17 protein-coding genes are annotated in these 21,194 nt (G+C 68.9%); 10 read left to right on the top strand and 7 right to left on the bottom strand.

Translation table 11 applies throughout. The annotated features are described in order from the left end of the window. The first annotated feature begins 312 nt into the window (after positions 1-312). Positions 313-9,639, top strand: coding sequence for a fatty acid synthase subunit beta domain-containing protein (locus ACFQ9R_RS28000; protein WP_378994565.1), 9,327 nt, complete (start codon positions 313-315; stop codon positions 9,637-9,639). Positions 9,640-9,650: 11 nt separating this feature from the next. Next, positions 9,651-10,079 carry a holo-ACP synthase gene (locus ACFQ9R_RS27995; RefSeq protein ID WP_378994563.1) on the top strand — a complete coding sequence of 143 codons (429 nt, stop codon included), beginning with the start codon at positions 9,651-9,653 and terminating at the stop codon, positions 10,077-10,079. Positions 10,080-10,092: 13 nt separating this feature from the next. Here ACFQ9R_RS27995 and ACFQ9R_RS27990 read toward each other — a convergent pair whose 3' ends face one another. Beyond that, entirely contained in the window at positions 10,093-10,713 is a 621-nt protein-coding gene (locus ACFQ9R_RS27990) for a TetR family transcriptional regulator (protein WP_378994773.1), read from the bottom strand. A 319-nt stretch (positions 10,714-11,032) separates the two neighbouring features. Here ACFQ9R_RS27990 and ACFQ9R_RS27985 point away from each other — a divergent pair, with 319 nt between their 5' ends. Then, positions 11,033-12,253, top strand: a complete 1,221-nt coding sequence (locus tag ACFQ9R_RS27985) for a hypothetical protein (protein WP_378994560.1) — start codon at positions 11,033-11,035, stop codon at positions 12,251-12,253. Positions 12,254-12,303: 50 nt separating this feature from the next. Here ACFQ9R_RS27985 and ACFQ9R_RS27980 read toward each other — a convergent pair whose 3' ends face one another. After that, a complete protein-coding gene (locus ACFQ9R_RS27980; RefSeq protein ID WP_378994558.1) occupies positions 12,304-13,071 on the bottom strand; it encodes an ABC transporter permease in 768 nt (255 codons plus the stop codon). After that, entirely contained in the window at positions 13,068-14,030 is a 963-nt protein-coding gene (locus ACFQ9R_RS27975; protein ID WP_378994556.1) for an ATP-binding cassette domain-containing protein, read from the bottom strand. Before ACFQ9R_RS27975 ends, ACFQ9R_RS27980 begins: the two co-directional genes overlap by 4 nt. 110 nt (positions 14,031-14,140) lie before the next feature. On the opposite strand from ACFQ9R_RS27975, the gene ACFQ9R_RS27970 reads away from it, so the two are divergent. After that, on the top strand, positions 14,141-14,866 hold the full coding sequence (locus tag ACFQ9R_RS27970) for a TetR/AcrR family transcriptional regulator (RefSeq protein ID WP_378994554.1): 726 nt from the start codon (positions 14,141-14,143) through the stop codon (positions 14,864-14,866). Here the strand turns inward: ACFQ9R_RS27970 and bcp are convergent. Next, the gene (bcp, locus tag ACFQ9R_RS27965; RefSeq protein WP_378994552.1) at positions 14,863-15,336 is read right to left on the bottom strand and encodes a thioredoxin-dependent thiol peroxidase; all 474 of its coding nucleotides are present in this window, start codon (positions 15,334-15,336) and stop codon (positions 14,863-14,865) included. The two genes, ACFQ9R_RS27970 and bcp, sit on opposite strands and share 4 nt — an antisense overlap. A gap of 34 nt (positions 15,337-15,370) precedes the next feature. Between bcp and ACFQ9R_RS27960 the strand changes: the two genes are divergently transcribed. Then, the gene (locus ACFQ9R_RS27960; protein WP_378994550.1) at positions 15,371-15,646 is read left to right on the top strand and encodes a DUF3618 domain-containing protein; all 276 of its coding nucleotides are present in this window, start codon (positions 15,371-15,373) and stop codon (positions 15,644-15,646) included. A 67-nt stretch (positions 15,647-15,713) separates the two neighbouring features. On the opposite strand, the gene ACFQ9R_RS27955 is transcribed toward ACFQ9R_RS27960, so the two are convergent. After that, the gene (locus ACFQ9R_RS27955; protein WP_378629849.1) at positions 15,714-16,010 is read right to left on the bottom strand and encodes an excalibur calcium-binding domain-containing protein; all 297 of its coding nucleotides are present in this window, start codon (positions 16,008-16,010) and stop codon (positions 15,714-15,716) included. Between the two features lie 134 nt (positions 16,011-16,144). After that, a complete protein-coding gene (locus ACFQ9R_RS27950) occupies positions 16,145-17,122 on the bottom strand; it encodes a pirin family protein (protein WP_378629850.1) in 978 nt (325 codons plus the stop codon). Positions 17,123-17,193: 71 nt separating this feature from the next. On the opposite strand from ACFQ9R_RS27950, the gene ACFQ9R_RS27945 reads away from it, so the two are divergent. The 4 genes from ACFQ9R_RS27945 to ACFQ9R_RS27930 all read left to right on the top strand — a co-directional run bounded on the left by ACFQ9R_RS27945 (position 17,194) and on the right by ACFQ9R_RS27930 (position 19,593). After that, positions 17,194-17,658, top strand: a complete 465-nt coding sequence (locus ACFQ9R_RS27945; RefSeq protein ID WP_378994548.1) for a MarR family winged helix-turn-helix transcriptional regulator — start codon at positions 17,194-17,196, stop codon at positions 17,656-17,658. A 65-nt stretch (positions 17,659-17,723) separates the two neighbouring features. Further along, positions 17,724-18,572 carry a hypothetical protein gene (locus ACFQ9R_RS27940; protein WP_378994546.1) on the top strand — a complete coding sequence of 283 codons (849 nt, stop codon included), beginning with the start codon at positions 17,724-17,726 and terminating at the stop codon, positions 18,570-18,572. A gap of 59 nt (positions 18,573-18,631) precedes the next feature. Beyond that, the gene (locus ACFQ9R_RS27935; protein WP_378994544.1) at positions 18,632-19,438 is read left to right on the top strand and encodes an alpha/beta fold hydrolase; all 807 of its coding nucleotides are present in this window, start codon (positions 18,632-18,634) and stop codon (positions 19,436-19,438) included. A 23-nt stretch (positions 19,439-19,461) separates the two neighbouring features. Further along, positions 19,462-19,593: a hypothetical protein gene (locus ACFQ9R_RS27930; protein ID WP_378994542.1), complete on the top strand. Its 132-nt coding sequence runs from the start codon at positions 19,462-19,464 to the stop codon at positions 19,591-19,593. Positions 19,594-19,605: 12 nt separating this feature from the next. On the opposite strand, the gene ACFQ9R_RS27925 is transcribed toward ACFQ9R_RS27930, so the two are convergent. Continuing rightward, complete coding sequence (locus ACFQ9R_RS27925) at positions 19,606-20,499, bottom strand: LysR family transcriptional regulator ArgP (RefSeq protein ID WP_378994540.1); 894 nt, start codon at positions 20,497-20,499, stop codon at positions 19,606-19,608. Positions 20,500-20,571: 72 nt separating this feature from the next. Between ACFQ9R_RS27925 and ACFQ9R_RS27920 the strand changes: the two genes are divergently transcribed. Then, complete coding sequence (locus ACFQ9R_RS27920) at positions 20,572-21,192, top strand: LysE/ArgO family amino acid transporter (RefSeq protein ID WP_378994538.1); 621 nt, start codon at positions 20,572-20,574, stop codon at positions 21,190-21,192. The last annotated feature ends 2 nt before the right edge of the window (positions 21,193-21,194 follow it).

Below are 21,194 nucleotides of genomic sequence, written 5' to 3'. Positions count from 1 at the left end.
GGCGTGGCGTACTCGTGGGTAACACGACCTGGGGTTATAACGATTCGGTAACTCTCAATGTGAGGGGCACTCATGTTTGAGAACTCGGGTAACAGGCCGGACCTGCGCGTTCAAACATGAGGCTGCGTCATGTTTCAGAAGATTTCGGTACGGGCGTACAGAAATACTGGGGAGTAGCCCGCTACCGGGCCGGAAACGTGAGGCTTTCCTCATGATTTTGTGCGATTGTGGCTCTCAACAGGCCCGAGGGGCTGCCGGAAACGTGTGCGTGCCGTCGGTGGGCGACACGCCAGGAGAAGGAAGTCGAGCGTCTTGACGATCAACGAGAGCACCGAAATCGGCATGGGAGCGACCGCGAGCGCCAATGGTCGTGGCCAGGCGAGAGGTGTCCGCGCGGCGCTGCTGGAGCAGCTGCGCAACGGGGCGGGATACGCGTTGGCGTTCGGTGGACAGGGTGCGCAGTGGCTGCGCGAGCTCGAGGAGATCGGGCGCGACAGCGCGCTGGAGCCCGAGCTGACCGCGCTGGTCAACGACGCGGCCGTGCTGCTCGAGCCGGTTGCGACGCAGTTGCTGGTGGTGCGCCCCGGCGGTTTCGACCCGATGGGCTGGGTGCTCGAGAGCGAGCTCGACGAGCCGGAGGAGCCGTCCTCGGCGCCCTCGGACGCGGTGCTGCGCTCGGTGGCTGTGTCCATGCCCGGCGTACTGCTGGCCCAGCTCGCCGCGACCAGGGCATTGCGCTTGCAGGGCCTTGACCCGGTCGAGCACGCTCCCGTCGCCATCGTCGGACACTCGCAGGGGCTGTTCGCCGCCGCCGCGGTCGAAGCGGGCGGCACGCGTGACGCGGAGCTGCTGGCCATCGCCCAGCTCGTCGGCGCCGCTGCCGGGCTCGTCGCGCGCAGGCGCGGACTGATGCCGGTGGGCGAGCGCTCGCCGATGGTGGCGGTGTCGAACGTGGATCCCGAACAGCTGCGGGCGATCGTCGCCGAGGTGGCCGAAGGAGTCGACCCCGCGGTCGCCGCGGTCGTGTCGATCCGCAACGGGCGCAAGCGCGTCGTGCTCTCGGGTGCGCCCGCGCAGATCGATCGAGTGCGCACGCGTTGCGCGCAGCTGCACGACGAGCAGACCCGTGAGCGCGAGAGCAAGGCCCGCGGTGGTGCGGTCTTCGCGCCCGTGTTCGAGGACATCGCCGTCGACGTCGCCTTCCACCACCCGGCACTCGCCGAGACGGTCGAACTGGTCGCGGGCTGGGCCCGTCAGTGCGAGATCGACGCCGACCTCGCCGCCGCTCTGACCCAGCAGGTGCTCGTCGACCCGATCGACTGGGTCGCCACCGTCGACGCCGTGGTCGACGCGGGCGCGCAGTGGATCCTGGACCTGGGGCCCGGCGACCTGCTCTCGCGGGTGACCGGCGGCTCGCTCAAGGGCACCGGTGTCGGTGTGGTCGCCGCCGCCACCCGCGCCGGTCAGCGCAGCCTGCTCACCCCGGGCGCCGCGCCCGAGGCGTCGACGCCGTGGTCGGCGTTCGCGCCGAAGCCGGTGCGTCTGCCCAACGGCCGCATCGTCGTCGAGACCGCGTTCACCAAGCTCACCGGTCGCTCGCCGATCCTGCTGGCAGGCATGACCCCGACCACCGTCGACGCGAAAATCGTCGCGGCCGCGGCCAACGCTGGCCACTGGGCCGAGCTGGCCGGCGGCGGACAGGTCACCGAGCAGATCTTCGCCGACCGGGTGAGCGAGCTGCGTCAGCTGCTGCAACCGGGCCGCGCGGTGCAGTTCAACTCGCTGTTCCTCGACCCCTACCTGTGGAAGCTGCAGCTCGGCGGCAAGCGCCTGGTGCAGAAGGCGCGGGCCGCGGGTGCGCCGATCGACGGCGTGATCGTCACCGCGGGCATCCCCGAACTCGACGAGGCCGTCGCGCTGATCGGCGAGCTGTCCGAGGCCGGCATCAGCCACGTCGCGTTCAAGCCGGGCACCGTCGCCCAGATCAAGGCCGTGCTGCGCATCGCCGACGCTGTCCCGGACTACCCGGTGATCATGCACATCGAAGGCGGCAAGGCGGGCGGGCACCACTCCTGGGAAGACCTCGACGACCTGCTGCTGGCGACCTATGCCCAGCTGCGCAGCCAGGCCAATGTGGTGATCTGCGTCGGCGGCGGCATCGGCACCCCCGAACGCGCCACCGACTACCTCACCGGCACCTGGTCCACCGGCCACGGCTACCCGCTGATGCCCCTCGACGGTGTGCTCGTCGGCACCGCGGCCATGGCGACCCTGGAAGCCACCACCGCCCCCGCGGTGAAGCAGCTGCTGGTCGATACCCCCGGCACCCCCGATTGGGTCGGTGCGGGCACCGCCAGCGGCGGGATGGCCTCCGGGCGCAGCCAGCTGGGCGCCGACATCCACGAGATCGACAACGCCGCCTCGCGCACCGGTCGCCTGCTCGACGAGGTCGCGGGCGATGCCGAGGCCGTGGCGAGCCGTCGCGCCGAGATCATCGCGGCGCTCGACGCCACCGCCAAGCCCTACTTCGGCGACATCGCCACCATGACCTACCAGCAGTGGCTGGAACGCTACGTCTCGCTGGCTGTGTCGAGCGAGGTGCCGATCTCGTTCGACTGCGGCAGCGATATCGGTGACGCGATCCGCGACGCGACCCGCTCGGACTGGCTCGACATCAGCTGGCGCGACCGGTTCGCGGAGATGATGCGCCGCACCGAATCCCGGCTCAACCCGGCCGACAGCGGCGAGATCGAAACCCTGTTCGCCGACGACGACGCCTTCGAGCACCCCGTGCAGGCGTTGTGCGAGCTGAAGAAGCAGTACCCGACCGTCGCGGACACCGTGCTGCACCCGGCCGACGTGCCGTTCTTCGTTTCCCTGTGCAAGACACCGGGCAAGCCGGTGAACTTCGTGCCCGTCGTCGACGCCGATGTGCGCCGCTGGTGGCGTTCGGACTCGCTGTGGCAGGCCCATGATCCGCGCTACTCGGCCGATCAGGTGTGCGTCATCCCCGGCACCGTCGCTGTCGCGGGCATCACCCGCGTGGACGAGCCGGTCGGCGAGCTGCTCGACCGCTTCGAACAGGACACCGCGTACAGCCTGGTCAGGGCCGGTGTCGTCCCCGAGCCGGTGGACGCGCGTCGCGTCGCCGGTGTGGTGGCGGGAGCGATCGACACCGTGCTTGCCGCCCCCGATGTGCAGTGGGCCGGTCGCACCACCGTCAACCCGGTGCACCGCCTGGGTGACGTCTCGGAGTGGACCGTCGAGCAGGGGAGCGCGGTGCATCAGAGCACCGGTGCCACGCTGACCGAAACCACCGGGCCCGAAAGCGAATTCAGCTACGTGGAGCTTTCGGTGCCGCTGGCCCGCGACTCCGTGCGGATCCGCATCACCGTGCCGGCGAGCGTGTACTCCGGTGGCGCGCCGGTGATCACCGACGCCGACGCCGAAACCGCGATGTCGGCACTGCTCGGCGTTGCCGCCGGAAAGTCGCTGCCCGAGGTGAAAGCCGGTGTGGCGCACCTCAATCTGGCGTGGATGCCGGACCTGATCGCCGACCACGCCGGTGTCACCGGCTCCGGCCTGCCCGACACCCTCAGCACCCTCGGTCGCACCGCCCCCGATGTGCTCGTCGGCGCCTGCTGGCCCGCGGTCTTCGCGGTGCTCGGTGCGGCTCGCACCCCGGTCGGTGGCTGCGTCATCGAGGGCATGCTCGACCTGGTCCACCTCGATCACCAGGTCGAACTGCTGAACGAATTGCCCTCCGAGACAAGCATTCTTGTCGTTCGCGCCGAAGGCGGCGCGGTGGTCGACACCGACATGGGCCGCGTGGTCGAGGTCGTGGTGAACATCGGCCTGATCCTGGATCAGGGACTCGACGCCACCCCGCTGGCCCGCCTCGTCGAACGCTTCGCCATCCGCGGCCGCAACGGCGCGGGCGAGCTCACCGATCCGCCGCGTGCGGCCGGTGCGGTGTCCGACACCGCCACCGACACCCCGCGCCGCCGTCGCCGCGACGTGCAGATGGCCGCCCCGCGCGCCATGCACGCCTTCGCCGCGGTCTCCGGTGACCACAACCCGATCCACACCTCCGAGGCCGCCGCCAAGCTGGCCGGCCTCGGCAGCCCGATCGTGCACGGCATGTGGCTCTCCGCCGCTGCCCAGCACGCGGTGGTCGCCGTGGATCCCGAAAGCTCCGTTCCCGCACGCACTCTCACGGCATGGACCACCCGGTTCCTCGGCATGGTGCGCCCCGGCGCGACCGTGGACGTGCGGGTGGAGCGGATCGCGGTGGACGCGGGCGCCGAGATCGTCGAGGTCTCCTGCCGCGTCGACGGTGACCTGGTCATGACCGCGACCGGGCGCACCGCCGCCCCGAAGACCGTGTACGCCTTCCCGGGCCAGGGCATCCAGCGCAAGGGGATGGGCCTGGACGCGCTGACCCGCTCGAAGGCGGCCAAGCGGGTGTGGGAGCGTGCCGACGCGCACACCCGCGAAGCCCTCGGTTTCTCGATCCTGGCGGTGGTGCGCGACAACCCGACCTACCTCAAGGCGCGCGGTGTCGAACATCGGCACCCGGACGGCGTGCTGCACCTGACCCAGTTCACCCAGGTCGCCATGGCCACCCTCGGTGTCGCCCAGGTCGCCGAACTGCGGGAAGCGGGCGCGTTCGTCGAAGGCGCGATGCTGGCCGGTCACTCGGTCGGCGAGTACAACGCCCTCGCCGCCGTCGCCGGTGTGCTGCCGCTGGAGGCCGTGCTCGAGGTGGTGTTCCAGCGTGGCTCGGCCATGCACGAGCTGGTACCGCGTGATGCCAAGGGCCGCAGTGACTATCGGATGGCCGCCATCCGCCCGTCGCAGATCGGCCTGCCCGACGCCGAGGTGATCGACTTCGTCAACGGCATCGGCGCCGAGACCGGCGAGTTCCTCGAGGTGGTGAACCTGAACCTGCGCGGCTCGCAGTACGCCATCGCGGGCACGGTCGCCGGGCTCGAAGCGCTCGAGACCGAAATCGATCGCCGCCGTGCGGAATTCGGTGGCAAGCGGGCCTTCATCCTGGTGCCCGGCATCGACGTGCCGTTCCACTCCTCGGTGCTGCGCGACGGTGTGCCGGAGTTCCGGCACAAGCTCGAGCAGCTGCTGCCCGCCGAGGTGCACCCGGAAGTCCTGGTCGGACGCTACATTCCGAACCTGGTGCCACGCCCGTTCTCCCTGGATCGCGCGTTCCTCGCCGAGATCGCCGAACTCGTGCCCTCGGAGCCGCTCGTAGCCGTGCTGGCCGACTTCGACAGCTGGGCCACGCGCGATGCCGAGCTGTGCCGGGTGGTGCTGATCGAGCTGCTGGCCTGGCAGTTCGCCAGCCCGGTGCGCTGGATCGAGACCCAGGATCTGCTGTTCACCGACACCGCGCACGGCGGTCTCGGGGTCGAGCGCTTCGTCGAAATCGGCCTCGGCGCCACCCCGACGGTGGCGAACCTGGCCTCGCAGACGCTGAAGCTGCCCGCGTTCGGCGGGGCGACCGTGGAGGTCGTCAACGTCGAACGTGACGCCGCGGTCGTCTACTCCACCGATACCGATCCGGCCCCGGTCGACGACATCGACGAGACCCCGGTCGAAGCCGCGGCCGCACCGGCCACGGCGGCACCCGTCGTCGCCGCCGCTCCGGTGGCGACCGGCGGCCCGCGCCCCGACGACATCGCCTTCAGCGCCGCCGACGCCACCCGTGTGCTCATCGCGCTGTGGACGAAGCTGCGGATGGACCAGATCGGCCCGGTCGACACCATCGAAGGCCTGTGCGACGGTGTCTCCTCGCGCCGCAACCAGCTGCTCGTCGACCTCGGCGCCGAACTGTCCCTCGGTGCCATCGACGGTGCCGCCGACGCCGACATGGGCGCGCTGGCGGCCACGGTCGAACGCCTGGCCCGCACCTACAAGCCGTTCGGCAGCGTGCTCACCGACTCCATCGGCGACCACCTGCGCAAGGTCTTCGGCCCGTCGGGCAAGCGGCCCGCCGCCATCGCCGACCGGGTCAAGAAGGTCTGGGAACTCGGCGACGGCTGGGCCAGCCACGTCACCGCGGAGGTCTCGCTCGGCACCCGCGAAGGCGCCAGCGTGCGCGGTGGTGACCTCGGCGGTCTCGCCGGTGGTGCGCTCGGTGACGCCGCATCGGTCGACGCCGCCATCGACGCGGCCGTGCAGGCCGTGGCGGCTCGGCGCGGTGTCTCGGTCTCGATGCCCTCGGCGGGTGGCGCGGCAGGCGGCACCGTCGACGCGGCGGCGCTCGGCGAGTTCACCGAGCAGATCACCGGACGCGACGGCGTGCTCGCCACCGCGGCGCGGGTGGTACTCGAACAACTCGGCCTCAGCGAGAAGATCAGCGCTCCCGAGGCGACTGACGACACTCTCGCGGACCTCGTCTCGGCTGAATTGGGTTCGGACTGGCCGCGTCTGGTCGCGCCCGCGTTCGACGCCCGCAAGGCCGTTCTCATCGACGACCGGTGGGCCACCGCCCGCGAGGATCTCGCGAAGATGTGGCTCGGCGACGACGCCACCACCGCGGAACAGTCGATCGACGGATTCGCCGGCGCCGGTGAAGCCGTGGCCGCCCAGGCGAACTGGTGGCGGCAGCGGGCCATGCACGAGGCCCGTTCGGTGCTGGCCGGGGTGTACGCGCAGATCGCGAAGACCGCGCTCGACACCACCGAGCCAGGTCTGTGGTCCGACGACCTCGCCGTGATCACCGGCGCCAGCAAGGGTTCCATCGCGGCAGCGGTCACCGGCAAGCTGCTGTCCGGCGGCGCGACCGTGGTGGTCACCACGTCGGGTCTCAACGACGAGCGGCTGCGGTTCTACCGCTCGCTCTACCGCGACAACGCCCGCCACGGTGCGGCGCTGTGGGTGGTCCCGGCCAACATGGCCTCCTACCAGGACCTCGACGCGCTGATCGACTGGGTCGGCACCGAACAGGTCGACAACGCGGGCGGCGCCAAGATCAAGATCAAGGACGCGATGACCCCGACGATGCTGCTGCCGTTCGCGGCGCCGCGCGTCGCCGGTGACCTCGCCGACGCGGGCGCTCGGGCCGAAATGGAAATGCGCGTGCTGCTGTGGTCGGTGGAACGGCTGATCGGCGGCCTGTCCGCCCTCGGCGCCGACCACGACGTCGACGCGAAACTGCATGTGGTGCTGCCGGGTTCGCCCAACCGTGGTCTGTTCGGCGGCGACGGCGCGTACGGCGAGTCCAAGGCCGCCCTCGACGCGGTGGTCTTGAAGTGGAAGGCCGAGAAGTCCTGGGCCGAACGCGTCACCCTGGTGCACGCGCTGATCGGCTGGGTGCGCGGCACCGGGCTGATGGGCCACAACGACCCCATGGTCGAAGCCGTCGAGAAGGCGGGTGTGCACACCTGGTCGACCGACGAGATGGCCGACGAACTGCTCAAGTGGTGCACCTCGCGTGCCCGCCAGGTGACCATCACCGGCCCGCAGCAGATCGACCTCACCGGTGGTCTGGCGCGTGCCAAGCTCGACCTGCCCGCGCTCGCCAAGCAGGCGCAGGAGGCCGCGGCCGAGAAGGTCGAAGAAGCCGCCACCGTCGCGACGATCGCCGCACTGCCCGCCCCGCCGACCCTGAGTTCGGCACTGCCGGTGCCGGAATGGGCCCCGGTCACCGCGGAGCTGAGCGACATGGTCGTGATCGTCGGCGCCGGTGAGCTCGGGCCGTACGGCTCCTCGCGCACCCGCTTCGAGATGGAGGTCGAAGACGAGCTGTCGGCCGCCGGCGTGCTCGAGCTGGCCTGGACCACCGGTCTGATCCGCTGGGAGAACGAACCGAAGCCCGGCTGGTACGACACCGAATCCGGCGACTTCGTGCCGGAATCGGAGGTCGCGCAGCGCTACCACGACACCGTGGTCGAACGCTGCGGTGTGCGCCGCTACGAAGACGACGGCGCGATGCTCGACAACGCGGCCCCGCTGCTCACCTCGGTGTTCCTCGATCAGGACCTGTCGTTCACCGTCGCCGGCGAGGCGGAGGCACGCGCCTTCCACACCGCCGATCCCGAGCACACCGTCATCGCGCCGGTCACCGACTCCAGCGACTGGACCGTGACTCGTCAGGCGGGCACCGAGATCCGGGTGCCGCGCAAGGCGAAGCTGTCGCGTGTGGTCGGCGGTCAGATCCCGACCGGCTGGGATCCCACCATCTGGGGCGTCTCGGCCGACATGGCCGCTTCGATCGACCGGGTCGCGCTGTGGAACATCGTCTGCACCGTCGACGCGTTCGTCGGCGCGGGCTTCAGCCCCGACGAGCTGATGAGCTGGGTGCACCCGAGCCTGGTGGCCAACACCCAGGGCACCGGCATGGGCGGCATGTCCTCGATGCGCTCGCTCTACGTCGACAACCTGCTCGGCGAACCGCGCCCGAACGACATCCTCCAGGAAGCACTGCCCAACGTCGCCCTGGCGCACGTGGTGCAGTCCTACGTCGGCAGCTACGGCGCCATGGTGCATCCGGTCGCGGCGTGCGCCACGGCGGCGGTCTCGGTCGAGGAAGGCGTCGACAAGATCCGGCTCGGCAAGGCCGAGGTCGTGGTCGCCGGTGGCTTCGACGACCTGGGTATCGAAGGCATCGTCGGCTTCGGTGACATGTCGGCCACCGCCGACTCGGCGAGCATGCGCGCCAAGGGAATCAGCGACCGCTACTTCTCCCGCGCCAACGATCGCCGCCGCGGCGGGTTCGTGGAATCGCAGGGTGGCGGCACCGTGCTGCTGGCCCGTGGTGACGTGGCCGTGCAGATGGGTCTGCCGGTGCTCGGCGTCGTCGCCTTCGCCCAGTCCTTCGCCGACGGCGTGCACACCTCCATCCCGGCGCCGGGTCTCGGCGCATTGGGTGCGGGGCGCGGCGGCAGCGAGTCGCGACTGGCGGCCGAACTGCGCAAGCTCGGTGTGACCCCCGACGACATCGCGGTGATCTCCAAGCACGACACCTCCACCGCGGCCAACGACCCCAACGAGTCGGAGCTGCACGAGCGGCTGGCGGGCGCGCTGGGTCGTACCGAGGGCGCACCGCTGTTCGTGGTCTCGCAGAAGAGCCTCACCGGACATGCCAAGGGCGGCGCGGCGGCGTTCCAGCTCATCGGCCTGTGCCAGGTGCTGGAAAACGGTGTGGTGCCGCCGAACCGGAGCCTGGACTGCGTCGACGAGAAGATGGCGGGCTACCCGCACCTGGTGTGGGCGCGCGAGCCGCTGCGCTTCGGTGAGAAGTTCGCGCTGAAGGCGGGTCTGGTGACCTCGCTCGGCTTCGGTCACGTGTCCGGTCTGCTCGCGGTGGTGCATCCGCAGGCGTTCCTGGCCGCCATCGAACCGGCCGCGCGGGCGGAGTACCAGGAGCGGGCGCAGACGCGTCAGCTCGCGGGCAGGCAGCGGTTCGCCGAGGCCATGTGCGGCGGGTCGGCGCTGTACGAGAAGCCCGCTGATCGTCGACTGGGCGCCGACGGCACGCCGGCCAAGCAGATCCGTCAGCTCGAGGCCGACATGTTGCTCTCGCCGCAGGCGCGTCTGGACAGCGACGGCGTCTACAGCGCGAGCGGATGGGGTTGCGGCACCGGGCAAATCACCCCGCAGCCGACCGAAGCGTCGTAGGCTGCCGCTTTGTGACGATTCTCGGTATCGGCTTGGACTTGGTGACCATCTCCGAGTTCGCCGAACAGTTGCAACGGCCCGGGTCGACCATGCTCAGGGAGACATTCACCGCTGGTGAGCGTCGCTACTGCCAGAGCAAGCAGACCGACCCGGACCGCAGCTTCGCCGCACGCTGGGCCGCGAAGGAGGCGGTGCTCAAAGCTTGGGCATCGTCTCGTTTCGCCCGCAGTCCGCAGATCGGCGACAACCCGTATCCGCTCATCGAAGTCGTCAACGACGCGTGGGGCAGGCCCAGCATCAAACTCCACGGCCTCGCCGCGGAATTCCTGCCCCGCGTCCGAGTGCACCTCTCCCTGACCCATGACGGTGATACCGCCGCGGCGATGGTGGTGCTGGAAGACCCGGGCGAACTGGCCGATCTGATCGACGGCCGGGGCTAGAAATCGCGAACCGCTAGTGTTCCTCGGCGGTTCGCGATTCTTTTTCCGCCACCAGTAGATACGCCACCATGAGGCGCTTGAGTTCGGCGACCGCGTCGGTATTCGACTGGTTTTCCTGTACCGAGAAATTCAGCATCGAATACACGACGTGCACCAGCACTTCGGCCATCATCGTGCGCCGGGCGCGCGGGGTGCGCGGTGTCAGCGGCCGCAGCATCTGCGAGACGACCGCGGCGAATTCCTTTTCGTGCAACGCGCCTGTCGCGCGTGTGGACGGGGTCGACTGCATCGCCAGCCACACTTCGCGCCGTGACGGGTCGGTGGTCCACAGGTTCGCCATGTGGTCGACGAACTGGTTCATGTGCCGCAACCAGTCCAGTGAGGGCACTTCACCGTGGAAGTCGGCCAGCTCGCGGGAAACCGCAACCAGGTCTTGCCGATTGAGTTCACAGACGATCACGTACTTGTTGGCGAAGAACTGATACAGCGTGCCGATGGGCACCTCGGCGCGCTGGGCGACCTCTTCACAGGTGAACGACTCGAAACCCACCTCGACCAGCAACTCGCGCGAGGACGCCAGCAGCGCGTCGAATTTGCGCTTGCTGCGCTCCTGCGTCGGCCGCTTGCGCGGCATCAACTCCTGGGGGTCGTCCTGCAATTCCAGCGCAGGGTCCGGACGGCTCTGCGGTGACCGGGCCTGCGCGTGTACTTCCACCCATCCAGGCTAGCGGTATACACAGATCCGCGACACGCCTCTACCGACAGCGTGTCAACAACTGGCTGAAATCCCGACCCATCCATGCCCTGACCGGTGACGAATCATCAGATAAGTGTGCGTCTATCTGCACGCTTATTCGCGGCTAGCCAGCTCACGCCGCACCAGACCTACCGCGAAGTGACGGACCCTGCGTGGTCCCGTCCCGCACCGTTTCGCACAGGGGAAGGCAAGACTTGTGGCAGCAGGATCTGTGGTAACCCTCGGCGTCAGCACCGAACGGGGAGCCGTGCACGCGGTGGCGTTCGCCGAATCGGGCGTCACTCTCACGGATCGGATGCTGCTGCGGCGCACCGTCCGTGCCAACGGAGACGGTAAGGCCGAAGTGGCGGCAGCGGTACACACCGCCCTCGACGCGATCGCGACCGAGCTCGACGACGAGCACGAGATCGCCGGGGTGGCAGTGAGTTACCGCGACGCCGTCGAACGGCGCGCGATCGTGACCCGCCTGGCGGAGACTCAATGGCGCACGGCCTCGCTGGTTTCGGCGAAATCGTCGCATCTGTTCGTCGCGGGCGCGATGACCTGGCTCGACGAGTTCGACAATCTGCTCGTCTACGAGGCAGTGCCGGGCTACCAGGCGATGACACTGATCGACCAGGGTCGGCACCGTGTGCTCGCCGCGTACTCGCAGACCGGCGCACCCACACCCGACGCATTGCGCGCCGGGGTGTCGGCGGCGTGGGATCAGTTCGAGGCGGCGTCGGTGAAGCCGGCCGCGGTGGTGCTGATCGGCTCGTCGTCGGACGCACCCGCGGTGCGCGACGCGGTCGCCGGATTCGGGGTGCCGGTGCTGCCGTGCCGGTTGGCGCCGTTCGCGCCCGCCGCCGGTGCCGCGCTGGTCGCGCTCGGCGATACCGTCGTGGTGCCGATCTCGAGCGGGTCGCGGTCCAAGCGTGGGACGGCGATGGTCGCCGCGGCGGCGAGTGTGCTCGCGGGTGGGCTCGTGGCGGGTGGTTCGTACGCGGTGATCAACAGCGGGCCGCCCGCGGTCGACAACACGGCCGTGTCGTCGGAGCCCGGTGCCGCGTCGGCGCCGGTCATTCCGCAAGCCCCCCAGACACATGAAGCCGCCTCGGTGGAGTCCGGGTCGAGCGGCGGTGTGGGTTCCGGTAGCGGGTTGCAGGTGAGCCCGGTGGAAGAATCGCCCACGTCGCCGTACGAAACGGTGTCGCCGAATCCGCAACTGGTGAACCCGGGCGAGTTCCCGCTCGACTACCCGACCCAGCTGTACGGGGACGCGCCACAGGAAGACCCGCTTCCGCTCGAACCCGCTGTTCCCGTGGTTCCGCAGATTCCCGCCGCCGCACCGACCCTGCCCGGCACCGGCATTCCGCTCGGGATGCAGCCCGCGCAGGCGCCCATGCCGCAGGGCCCGCACACGGCGTCCGCCGACTGATCGTCTCCACCACGAAGGGGGCAGCGCACGCGCTGCCCCCTTCGTCGTTCTCAGACGTTGCTCTGCCGACGGAACAGCGCCCCCGCCGCGATGTACCCGACGAGCCCGATGCCGGCACACCACAGCACCGCGAGTACCCAGCTGTTGCCGATCGGCGTGCCCATCGACAACCCGCGCAGCGTCTCGATCACCGGGGTCACCGGCTGATTCTCGGCGTACCAGTGCAGCCACGTCGGCATCGACGAGGTCGGCACGAACGCCGAACTCACATAGGGCAGGAACATGAACACGAAGGTGAAGCCGTTGGCTGCCTCCGGGTTCGGGGCGAGCAGGCCCAACGCGGCCGCCAACCACGACAGCGCGAACACGAACATCGCCAGCACACCGAAAACGCCCAGCCAGCGCAGTGGGTCGGTGGTCGGGCGGAAGCCGAGCATCACCGCCACCCCGATCACGATCGCGGAGGTGATCAGATTGCGGATCACGCTCTCGGCGACGTGCCCGGTGAGTACCGCCGACCGCGCGATGGCCATGGTGCGGAACCGGTCGATGATGCCCTCGGCCACGTCGGTGGACAGCGCGAGCGCCGTGGTGGACGCCCCGAAACTCGCACACAGCAGGATGATTCCGGGTACCACGTAGTCGATGTAGGCGCCGGGACCCACATCCATCGCGCCACCGAAGACGAATACGAACATCAGCAGGATCATCACCGGCAGCACGACCGTCATGATCATGGTGTCGGGGCTGCGCAGGGTGTGGCGGATATTGCGGTCCAGCATGGTGGCCGAATCCTGCAGTGTGCGCGTGGCGTTCATGCCGCGACCTCGGTTCGTCCGGGCTGACCGGTCAACGCGAAGAACACGTCGTCGAGGTCGGGGGTGTGGACAGTGAGCTGCTCGATCGCGATATCGAGTTCGGCGAGGCGGTCGAGTAGCCGCTTGATCTCGACGGCGCTGCCGTCCGAGGGCACCTGCAGGGTCAGCTGTTCGGGATCGGGGTGGGCGCCGGTCGCGGTGTCGAGCGCGGTGGTCGCGGCGGTCAGCAGTCCGCGATCGGCGAAGCGGAACCGGATGTGGCCGCCCGGCACGAGGCGTTTGAGTTCGGCCGGGGTGCCATCGGCGACGATCCGGCCGTGGTCGAGTACGGCGATCCGGTCGGCGAGCTGATCGGCTTCCTCCAGGTACTGGGTGGTGAGCAGGATGGTTGTCCCCTCGGCCGCCAATTCCCTGATGGCGGACCACAGATCGCGTCGGCTCCGTGGGTCGAGGCCGGTGGTGGGTTCGTCGAGGAAGACCATGCGTGGCTCACCCATCAGGCTCATCGCGAGGTCGAGCCTGCGCCGCATGCCGCCCGAGTAGGAGGCGACCGGCTTGTCGGCGGCGTCGACCAGGTCGAAGCGTTCCAGGAGTGCGTCGCCACGGCGTCGGGTCTCGTCCTTGCCGAGGTGCAGCAGCCTGCCGGTGAGGCGCAGGTTCTCGGCGCCGGTGAGTACCCCGTCGACGGCGGCATACTGACCGGTGACGCCGATCAGGCGCCGGATCGTATCGGGGGCTTGCGCCAGGTCGTGTTCGAAGAGCCTGACGTCGCCGCGATCGGGCCTGCTGAGGGTGGCCAGGATGCGGACCAGCGTGGTCTTGCCCGCACCGTTGGGCCCGAGCAGGGCGAAGACGGTGCCCGCGGTGATGTCCAGGTCGAGGTCGTCCAGGACGACATGGGAGCCGTAGGTCTTGTGCAATCGGCGGATCGAGAGTGCGGGCGGTGGTGGCGATGTCATGAGTTCTCCCCGATCGAGAAACTGTTTATGTAATAAACACAGTTTATAGGCTAAACAGTTCTTGAGCGCAAGGGCGCGCGGGTTAGAGTCGAGGCGAGCAGAGGAGGCAGATGACGACGTCCGGCGACATGGCGCTACCGAAAGCGGTCGAGCTGATGTGGGGGCGCGAGCAACCCGGCGGCAGGGGGCCCAAACGCGGGCTCACCCTGGATCAGATCCTCGACGCCGCGACCGAAGTGGCCGATGCGGAGGGTTTCGCGGCGCTGTCGATGAATCGGGTCGCCAAGCAGCTCGGCTTCACCGCGATGTCGCTGTATCGGTACGTCGACAGCAAGAACACGCTGGTCGACCTGCTGATGGATCGCGTGGTGGGGGCCCCGCCCGAGATCGCCGCGGGAACGCCGTGGCGGGTGGGTCTCGAGCGGTGGGCGCTGGCCGAGTTCGAGCGGCTCGGCCGTCATCTGTGGTGGTTGGACATCCCGCTGAGCAGGCCGCCGATGGGGCCGAACAACATGGCCTGGCTCGAAACCGCGCTGCGGGTTCTCGCCGAGGCGGCCGTGCCGGAGCCGATCAAGCTCCAGCTGGTGATGAACGTGTCGATGTTCGTGGTCGGTAAACGGCGGTTCCTCCGGGATCTCCAGGAGGAAGAGGGCGGCGACTTCGCCTCGGTGATGGCCAGGGTGCTCGACCCGCAGCGCTTCCCCTCGGTGTCGGCCGCCCTCTCCCATGCCGCGTTCGACGATGACGATATCGACTGGGAGAGGGCCGACTTCGAGTTCGGCCTCGCCCGTTTGCTCGACGGTTACGAGGTCTTCATCGCCACCTTCGGCGACTAGACCGACAGGTCGCGGCGCAACTTCGCGACGTGCCCGGTGGCGCGGACGTTGTACTGGGCAACCTCGATCTTGCCCTTCTCGTCGACCACGAACGTCGAGCGGATCACACCCGTCACGGTCTTGCCGTACATCATCTTCTCGCCGAAGGCGCCCCATTCTTTGAGCACCTCGCGCTCGGGGTCCGAGAGCAGCGGGAAGGTCAGGTTCTCGTTGTCGCGGAACTTGGCCAGCTTGGCGGGCTTGTCAGGAGAGATGCCGAGCACCTCGAGGCCCGCGCCGCCCAGCTCGGCCAGATTGTCGCGGAAGTCGCAGGCCTGCTTGGTGCAGCCGGGGGTGCTGGCGGCGGGGTAGAAGTAGACGATCACCTTGCGGCCGCGGTAATCCGACAGCGACACGTCCTTGCCGTCGGCGTCGGGCAGCGTGAATTCGGGGGCGGTGTCTCCGGGGGAGAGGCGATGGTTGTCGGTCACCACCGCACGGTAACCGACCGGGTCCGCGAGGCGCATGGATAGACTCGGTGACGAGCAGCAAGACATATACCTGGAGGTGACGGTGGCCAAGGACGACACCGACCGGATCGAACGCGAGATCGAGATCGCGCGTACCCGGTTGGCGACCACGCTCGACGAACTGGCGGTGCGCGCGGATCCGCAACGGATCGCGGAAGACACCAAGACGATGGTGGTCGCCAAGTTGAACGAGCCGAAGGTCAAATACACGCTGATCGGAGCGGGCGCCCTGGTGGCCGGCCTGGTGCTGATCAAGATCTTCCGCAGCTGAATCAGCAGGCCGGACAACAAAAAACACCCGATGTGCCAACGAGTCACATCGGGTGTTTTTTGTGGCTTTACTGCGTGGGGCAGGCCAGGCCGTCGCCATCGGGGTCGAGGTGCGGGGAGTAGCCCGGCTCGCCACGGAACAGCGGCGCGCGGCCTGCGGCCATCGCGTCGTCGCAGCTGCGGAACGCGCCACCGGCCGAACCGGACTGGACCAGGTTGGCCGAGCCGGTCGCTCCGAGGATGGAGTCGAAGCTGGACGAACCGGTACCCGCCGAGCCCGATACCGGGTCGGCGTGGGAGACGGGAGCGGCGATCAGGGCGAGCCCTACGGCGGCAAGGCTGACGGTGAGCCGACGAACGTTCATGAATTCCTCTATGTCTGCTGCGGTTCGGGTGTGGTCACGGCCACGATGTGGCCGGTAGCCCCGTCCACCTTTGTGACGGGGCGACCGATTGTCAACCGCACGCGACCCGAGGATTCGCCGGGAGTCTCGGTCGGTTATTCACCCAGTCTGCGCCCGGTCAGGTGTTCGGCCGGGATGGTGCCCATGCGACCCGCGTTGAAATCCTCCATCGCCTCGATGATTTCCTCCCGAGTGTTCATCACGAACGGCCCGTATTGAATCACCGGTTCGCGCAACGGAGTTCCGCCGAGTAGCAGGACCTCGAGATCGCCGGTGGTGCTGTGCTGGGTGAGATCGGCGGTCAGGGTGAGGGCGTCGCCCTTGCCGAAGACCACCAGCTGCCCGGCGCTGATCGGCCTGCGATCGACGCCGACCGTGCCGCTGCCCGACAGCACATAGGCCATCGCGGTGAAGTCCTTCGGCCACGGCGTCTCCAGCTGGGCGCCGGGGACTAGCGAGGCGTGCGCGTAGGCGATCGGGGTGTAGGTGGAGCCGGGGCCGGAGAAACCGGCGAACTCACCGGCGATGACGCGCACGAGCGCGCCGCCGTCGTGCGAGCTCACCAGGGTCAGTTCGCTCGCGCGCAGGTCCTGGTAGCGCGGGGTGGCGAATTTGTTCGCCCGCGGCAGGTTCACCCACAGCTGGATTCCGTGGAACGTGCCGCCGGAGATGACGAGCTTCTCCTCGGGCAGTTCGTCGTGCAGCATGCCCGAGCCCGCGGTCATCCACTGGGTGTCGCCCTCGCCGATGACGCCGCCGCCACCTTGGGAATCGTGGTGGACCATGGTGCCGTCGAGCATGTAGGTGACGGTTTCGAAGCCACGGTGCGGGTGCCACGGCGCGCCCTTGGCCGCATACGGCTCGTAGGCGACCGGGCCCATCTGGTCGAGCAGGATGAACGGGTCGGCCGAGCGTAGGTCGACGCTGGGGAACGGCCGGGTCACCTCGAAGCCGGCGCCCTCCTGCTGGCGCGCGGCGGTGACGATCTGGCGAACCGGGCGCTGGGTCTCGGTGACATCGGGGCGGGGCAGCCGGGGCAGCACCATGATGTCGTCGACGGTGATAGCTGGCATGGGGTGCCTCCTGGGAGCTTCGTCATGCTGTTGGTTTCCATGTCAACCAACAGAGTTCTAGAATCATTCCCGTGCCCAGATGGTTGTCCGAAGAAGAGCAGCAGACATGGCAGTCCTACATCCTCATGCGTCAGCGACTCGACGCCGTCCTGGCCGCGGGTCTGGGCGAATACGGACTATCGATGGCCGACTACGAGCTGCTGGTCCCGCTGTCGGCGGCACCCGACGGATGCCTGCGGGCCAAGGAGCTGGCCGCCCAGGTCTGCTGGGACAAGTCCCGGTTGTCCAAGCATGTGGCCCGCATGGCCGCTCGCGGACTCGTCGATCGAGTGCAGGCCGAGGACGACGCGCGCGGAATCGTCGTGTCGCTGACCGAGGCCGGCCGCACGGTGTTGCGCGAGGCCGCACCCGAGCATGTCGAATTGGTGCGGGAGGTGTTCGTCGACCGGATGACCGACGCGGAGAGCACGGCGATCCGCTCGCTGGCAGGCAAAGTGATCGCGGCGAGTGAGGCCCGAAGCGATTCGGCCGGTTAACGATTCGGGCCACCGACCCGATGCGCAGTAGACAGGGCTCGAACTTCGCACGCAGGGGTGGTGGCATGAAGACAGCCGGATACATCGTTTCGATGGGCATGCTGTGTGCGTTGTCGGTCGCGGGGTGCTCGACCGAAGACGGCACCGCGCAACCGGCGACGACGACCGCTCGCGGTGGCTCCTGGGGTTCTGGTGCGCCCGCCACCGAACTGCCCGGTGCGGGCGGTCCGACGACCGCGCCGGATCGGTCGCCGGTGATCACCGTCGTTCCGACGACGCCGGGCCCTCGCCCGACCGGTCAGGGCGCACCGAGCAGCCTCCCCGGCACCACCGCGCCACAGCCGCCGGTCGCGACCGACGTCGTCTCGCTGGTCGCCGTCGACGCCGCGGGTCAGCCGTCCAACGGTTTCACCGTGTCCGGCTCCACTCCGGTCGGCGTCCTCGACTGCTCCCACATGTCGCCGAGCCGCTCGGCCACCACCGCGGGCATCTACGAATGCGGTGCTTCCGCCGACTCGGCCAACGTGTGCTGGGCGGCTCCCGACAAGGCATCCCTGCTGTGCGCGAACGATCCGTGGCAGCGCGGTCTGCGCCGGTACACCGTCGACCCGCCGGTCGCCGATATCGGCAAAACCGCGTCGCCCGAGCCGTGGGCACTCGAACTCGCCGACGGCCGCCACTGCCGCATCCGCGTCGGCGGCGCCTGGGGCGGCCGCTCCGACGGCCTGGTCGGCGCCTACTCCTGCGACGGCGGCAACGACGTCGTCCTCCAGCCGTCCACCGCCCGCACCGCCATCGACACCTCGACCAGCACCTGGCAGGTCAGGATCGGGCCACTCGGATCCGGCGCACCCGACTTCCCCGCGCCCGCGACTGTCGCCGTTCGCACCGCCTATTTCGCCGCGGTGAGCTGAGGCAGGTGCGTGGCTGTCCTCGATGTCGAGCCCGCCCTGTCGTGGCGGTACGTTGAGATATGCCCATCGCCTCGCTCAACGGCATCCAGCTCAGCTACGACGTCACCGGTTCGGGACCGCTTGTCCTGCTCGTGATGGGTAGTGGGAGTCCTGGACGTGTCTGGCGCACCTATCAGGTGCCCGCCCTGGTCAAGGCGGGGTTCACCGTCGCCACTGTCGACAATCGGGGGATCGCGCCGTCGTCGGAGTCGGCTTCGGGGATCACCATGGCGCAGCTGGTCGGTGATACCGCCGCGCTGATCGAGCACCTCGGGGCTCCGGCGCATGTGGTCGGCACCTCGATGGGCTCGCGGATCGTCGCCGAACTCGCGCTGGCCCGGCCGGAGTTGCTGCGCCGGGCGGTCATGTTCGCCGCCACCGCGCGGCCGTATCCGGTGACGAGCACCCTCAGCAAGGGCGAGCAGGCGTTGTTCGACAAGGGGATTCAGCTACCGCCGGAATACGCGGCCGCCGTCAAGGCGATGATCAATCTGTCGCCACACACTCTGGCCGATCCGGCCAAGGCGCAGGAGTGGCTCGATATCTTCGAATTCACCTCGGGGAAGGGAACCCCCGGCACTCGGGCGCAAGCGGCAATGGATCGGTCGCAGGACCGGCGGCAGGCGTATCGGGGGATCTCGGTGCCCAGCTTGGTGGTCGGGTTCGCCGATGATCAGATGGTGCCGCCGCGGTTCTGCCGGGAGGTCGCCGAGGCGATCCCGACCGCCACCTATACCGAGATCGAACGGTGTGGGCACTACGGATATCTGGAGCGGCCCGACGAGGTCAACCGCATCCTGATCGAATTCCTCTCCGCTGCTCGATAATTCACCACTCACAAGGATCTTCGATGACCGATTCGCCGAACTGCCCCGCCTGTGACGACACGTTCACCTATCGGGAGATGAACGGGACGTGGGTGTGTACCAACTGCGCCAATCAGTGGGGACTGCGCCTGGTCCCGGATCTCGACGACGCCTGAGCCGAGGGCCGGTCAGCTCGTGGTCAGCGCCGACGCGGCGGCCGCGGCGATCGCGGTGGCGACGGCGGCGAGGGCGGGGGAGTGCAGCTTCCACTGCTGCCAGTACAGCGGGACATCGATGTGGGAATCACCGTCGATGTTGACCAAAGTGCCTGCGGTGCGGTCTTTCCCGGTTTGCAGGTCGGGCAGCATGCCCCAGCCGAGGCCGAGCCGCACCGCATCGGCGAACGCGCTCGACGAGGGCACGTAGTGACCCGGCGGATCGACCTGGCGACGGGTGCGCCGGCGTAGCTGGCGGAGCTGGAGATCGTCTTTGCGATCGAAGTGCACGACGGGCGCGTGGGCATACGCGGCGGAGGTCGGGCCGTCGGGGAACCAGGTGCGGACGAACCGCGGTGTCGCCGTGGGGCGGTAGCGCATCGCCCCCAGCGGGGCCACGGTGCAGCCCTGCACCGGTGTGGCGGTGGCGGTGATCGCGGCGGTCACCGTGCCGTCGCGCAGCAACCGGGTGGTGTGTTCCTCGTCTTCGCGGTGCAGGTCGAAGGAGATCCCGGCGGGCACGCTCGCGAGCGCGGGCATGACCCACGATTCGAGGGAGTCGGCGTTGACGGCGATCGGGATGCGGATCGGCCGGTCGGCGGGGCGGTCGGCATCGCCGAGTTCGCGCGCGGTGTCGCCCGCGAGCAATTCCACCTGCCGGGCCAGACGCAGCACCGCGAGCCCGGATTCGGTGGGGCGCACCGGTTTCGAGCGTTGCACCAGCACACGTCCCGCCGATTCCTCCAGCGCTTTGATTCGCTGGCTGATGGCCGACGGGGTGAGGTCGAGCCGACGGGCGGCCGCTTCGAACGTGCCCTCGGTGAGGACGGCGTTGAGGGCGCGCAACTGGTCCAGTTGGAAATTCACTGAAGCAACTCTAATGGTTGTGAAGAATCATTAGCTGGACTGTAAATTGACGGACTCTTAACGTCGAGAGCTGTGACGGCATCATCGGCGGCGTCGGCCGCCCTCTCCGGATTGGGCTTCGGGCTCTCGCTCATCGTGGCCATCGGCACGCAGAACGCGTTCGTGCTGCGCCAGGGGGTGCGTGGGCAGCACGTGTTGCCGGTGATCGCGGTGTGCGCGGTGTCCGACATCGTGTTGATCGGCGCGGGCGTGGCCGGATTCGGGGCGGTCGTCGAGTCGTTTCCGGCGGTGCTGACCGTCGCCCGGTACGCGGGGGCGGCCTTTCTGGTCGGCTACGCGCTGCTGGCGGCTCGGCGCGCCCTGGGTTCGTCGACCCTGATCACCGACGCGGCGGGTGCCTCGGTGGCCGTCGGCGCGTCCGTACTCACCTGTCTGGCGCTGACCTGGCTCAACCCGCACGTGTATCTCGACACGCTGGTCCTGCTCGGTTCCTTCGCCAGCACCTACGCGGCGCCCGACCGCTGGTTCCTCGCCGCCGGAGCCATGCTCGCCAGCGTCCTGTGGTTCGGCGCCCTCGGCTACGGTGCTCGCCGGCTCGGTCCGCTCTTCGCGCGCCCGAGCGCGTGGCGTGTCCTGGATTCGCTGATCGCCGTGGTCATGCTCGCGCTGGCCGTCGGCCTACTGCTCGCCTGAGG

This window comes from Nocardia sp. NPDC056541 (assembly GCF_042794235.1).
In the GTDB taxonomy this organism is placed as follows: Bacteria; Actinomycetota; Actinomycetes; order Mycobacteriales; family Mycobacteriaceae; genus Nocardia.
This window is presented reverse-complemented; position numbering and strand designations above follow the sequence as displayed.

Coding starts and splice junctions, on each gene's coding strand:
- ACFQ9R_RS27990 (WP_378994773.1), bottom strand. CDS start 10,713: ATGCCGCGCAAGCGGCCGACGCAGGAGCGCAGCAAGCGCAAATTCGAC.
- ACFQ9R_RS27980 (WP_378994558.1), bottom strand. CDS start 13,071: ATGAACGCCACGCGCACACTGCAGGATTCGGCCACCATGCTGGACCGC.
- ACFQ9R_RS27975 (WP_378994556.1), bottom strand. CDS start 14,030: ATGACATCGCCACCACCGCCCGCACTCTCGATCCGCCGATTGCACAAG.
- ACFQ9R_RS27970 (WP_378994554.1), top strand. CDS start 14,141: ATGACGACGTCCGGCGACATGGCGCTACCGAAAGCGGTCGAGCTGATG.
- ACFQ9R_RS27960 (WP_378994550.1), top strand. CDS start 15,371: ATGGATAGACTCGGTGACGAGCAGCAAGACATATACCTGGAGGTGACG.
- ACFQ9R_RS27955 (WP_378629849.1), bottom strand. CDS start 16,010: ATGAACGTTCGTCGGCTCACCGTCAGCCTTGCCGCCGTAGGGCTCGCC.
- ACFQ9R_RS27950 (WP_378629850.1), bottom strand. CDS start 17,122: ATGCCAGCTATCACCGTCGACGACATCATGGTGCTGCCCCGGCTGCCC.
- ACFQ9R_RS27940 (WP_378994546.1), top strand. CDS start 17,724: ATGAAGACAGCCGGATACATCGTTTCGATGGGCATGCTGTGTGCGTTG.
- ACFQ9R_RS27935 (WP_378994544.1), top strand. CDS start 18,632: ATGCCCATCGCCTCGCTCAACGGCATCCAGCTCAGCTACGACGTCACC.
- ACFQ9R_RS27930 (WP_378994542.1), top strand. CDS start 19,462: ATGACCGATTCGCCGAACTGCCCCGCCTGTGACGACACGTTCACCTAT.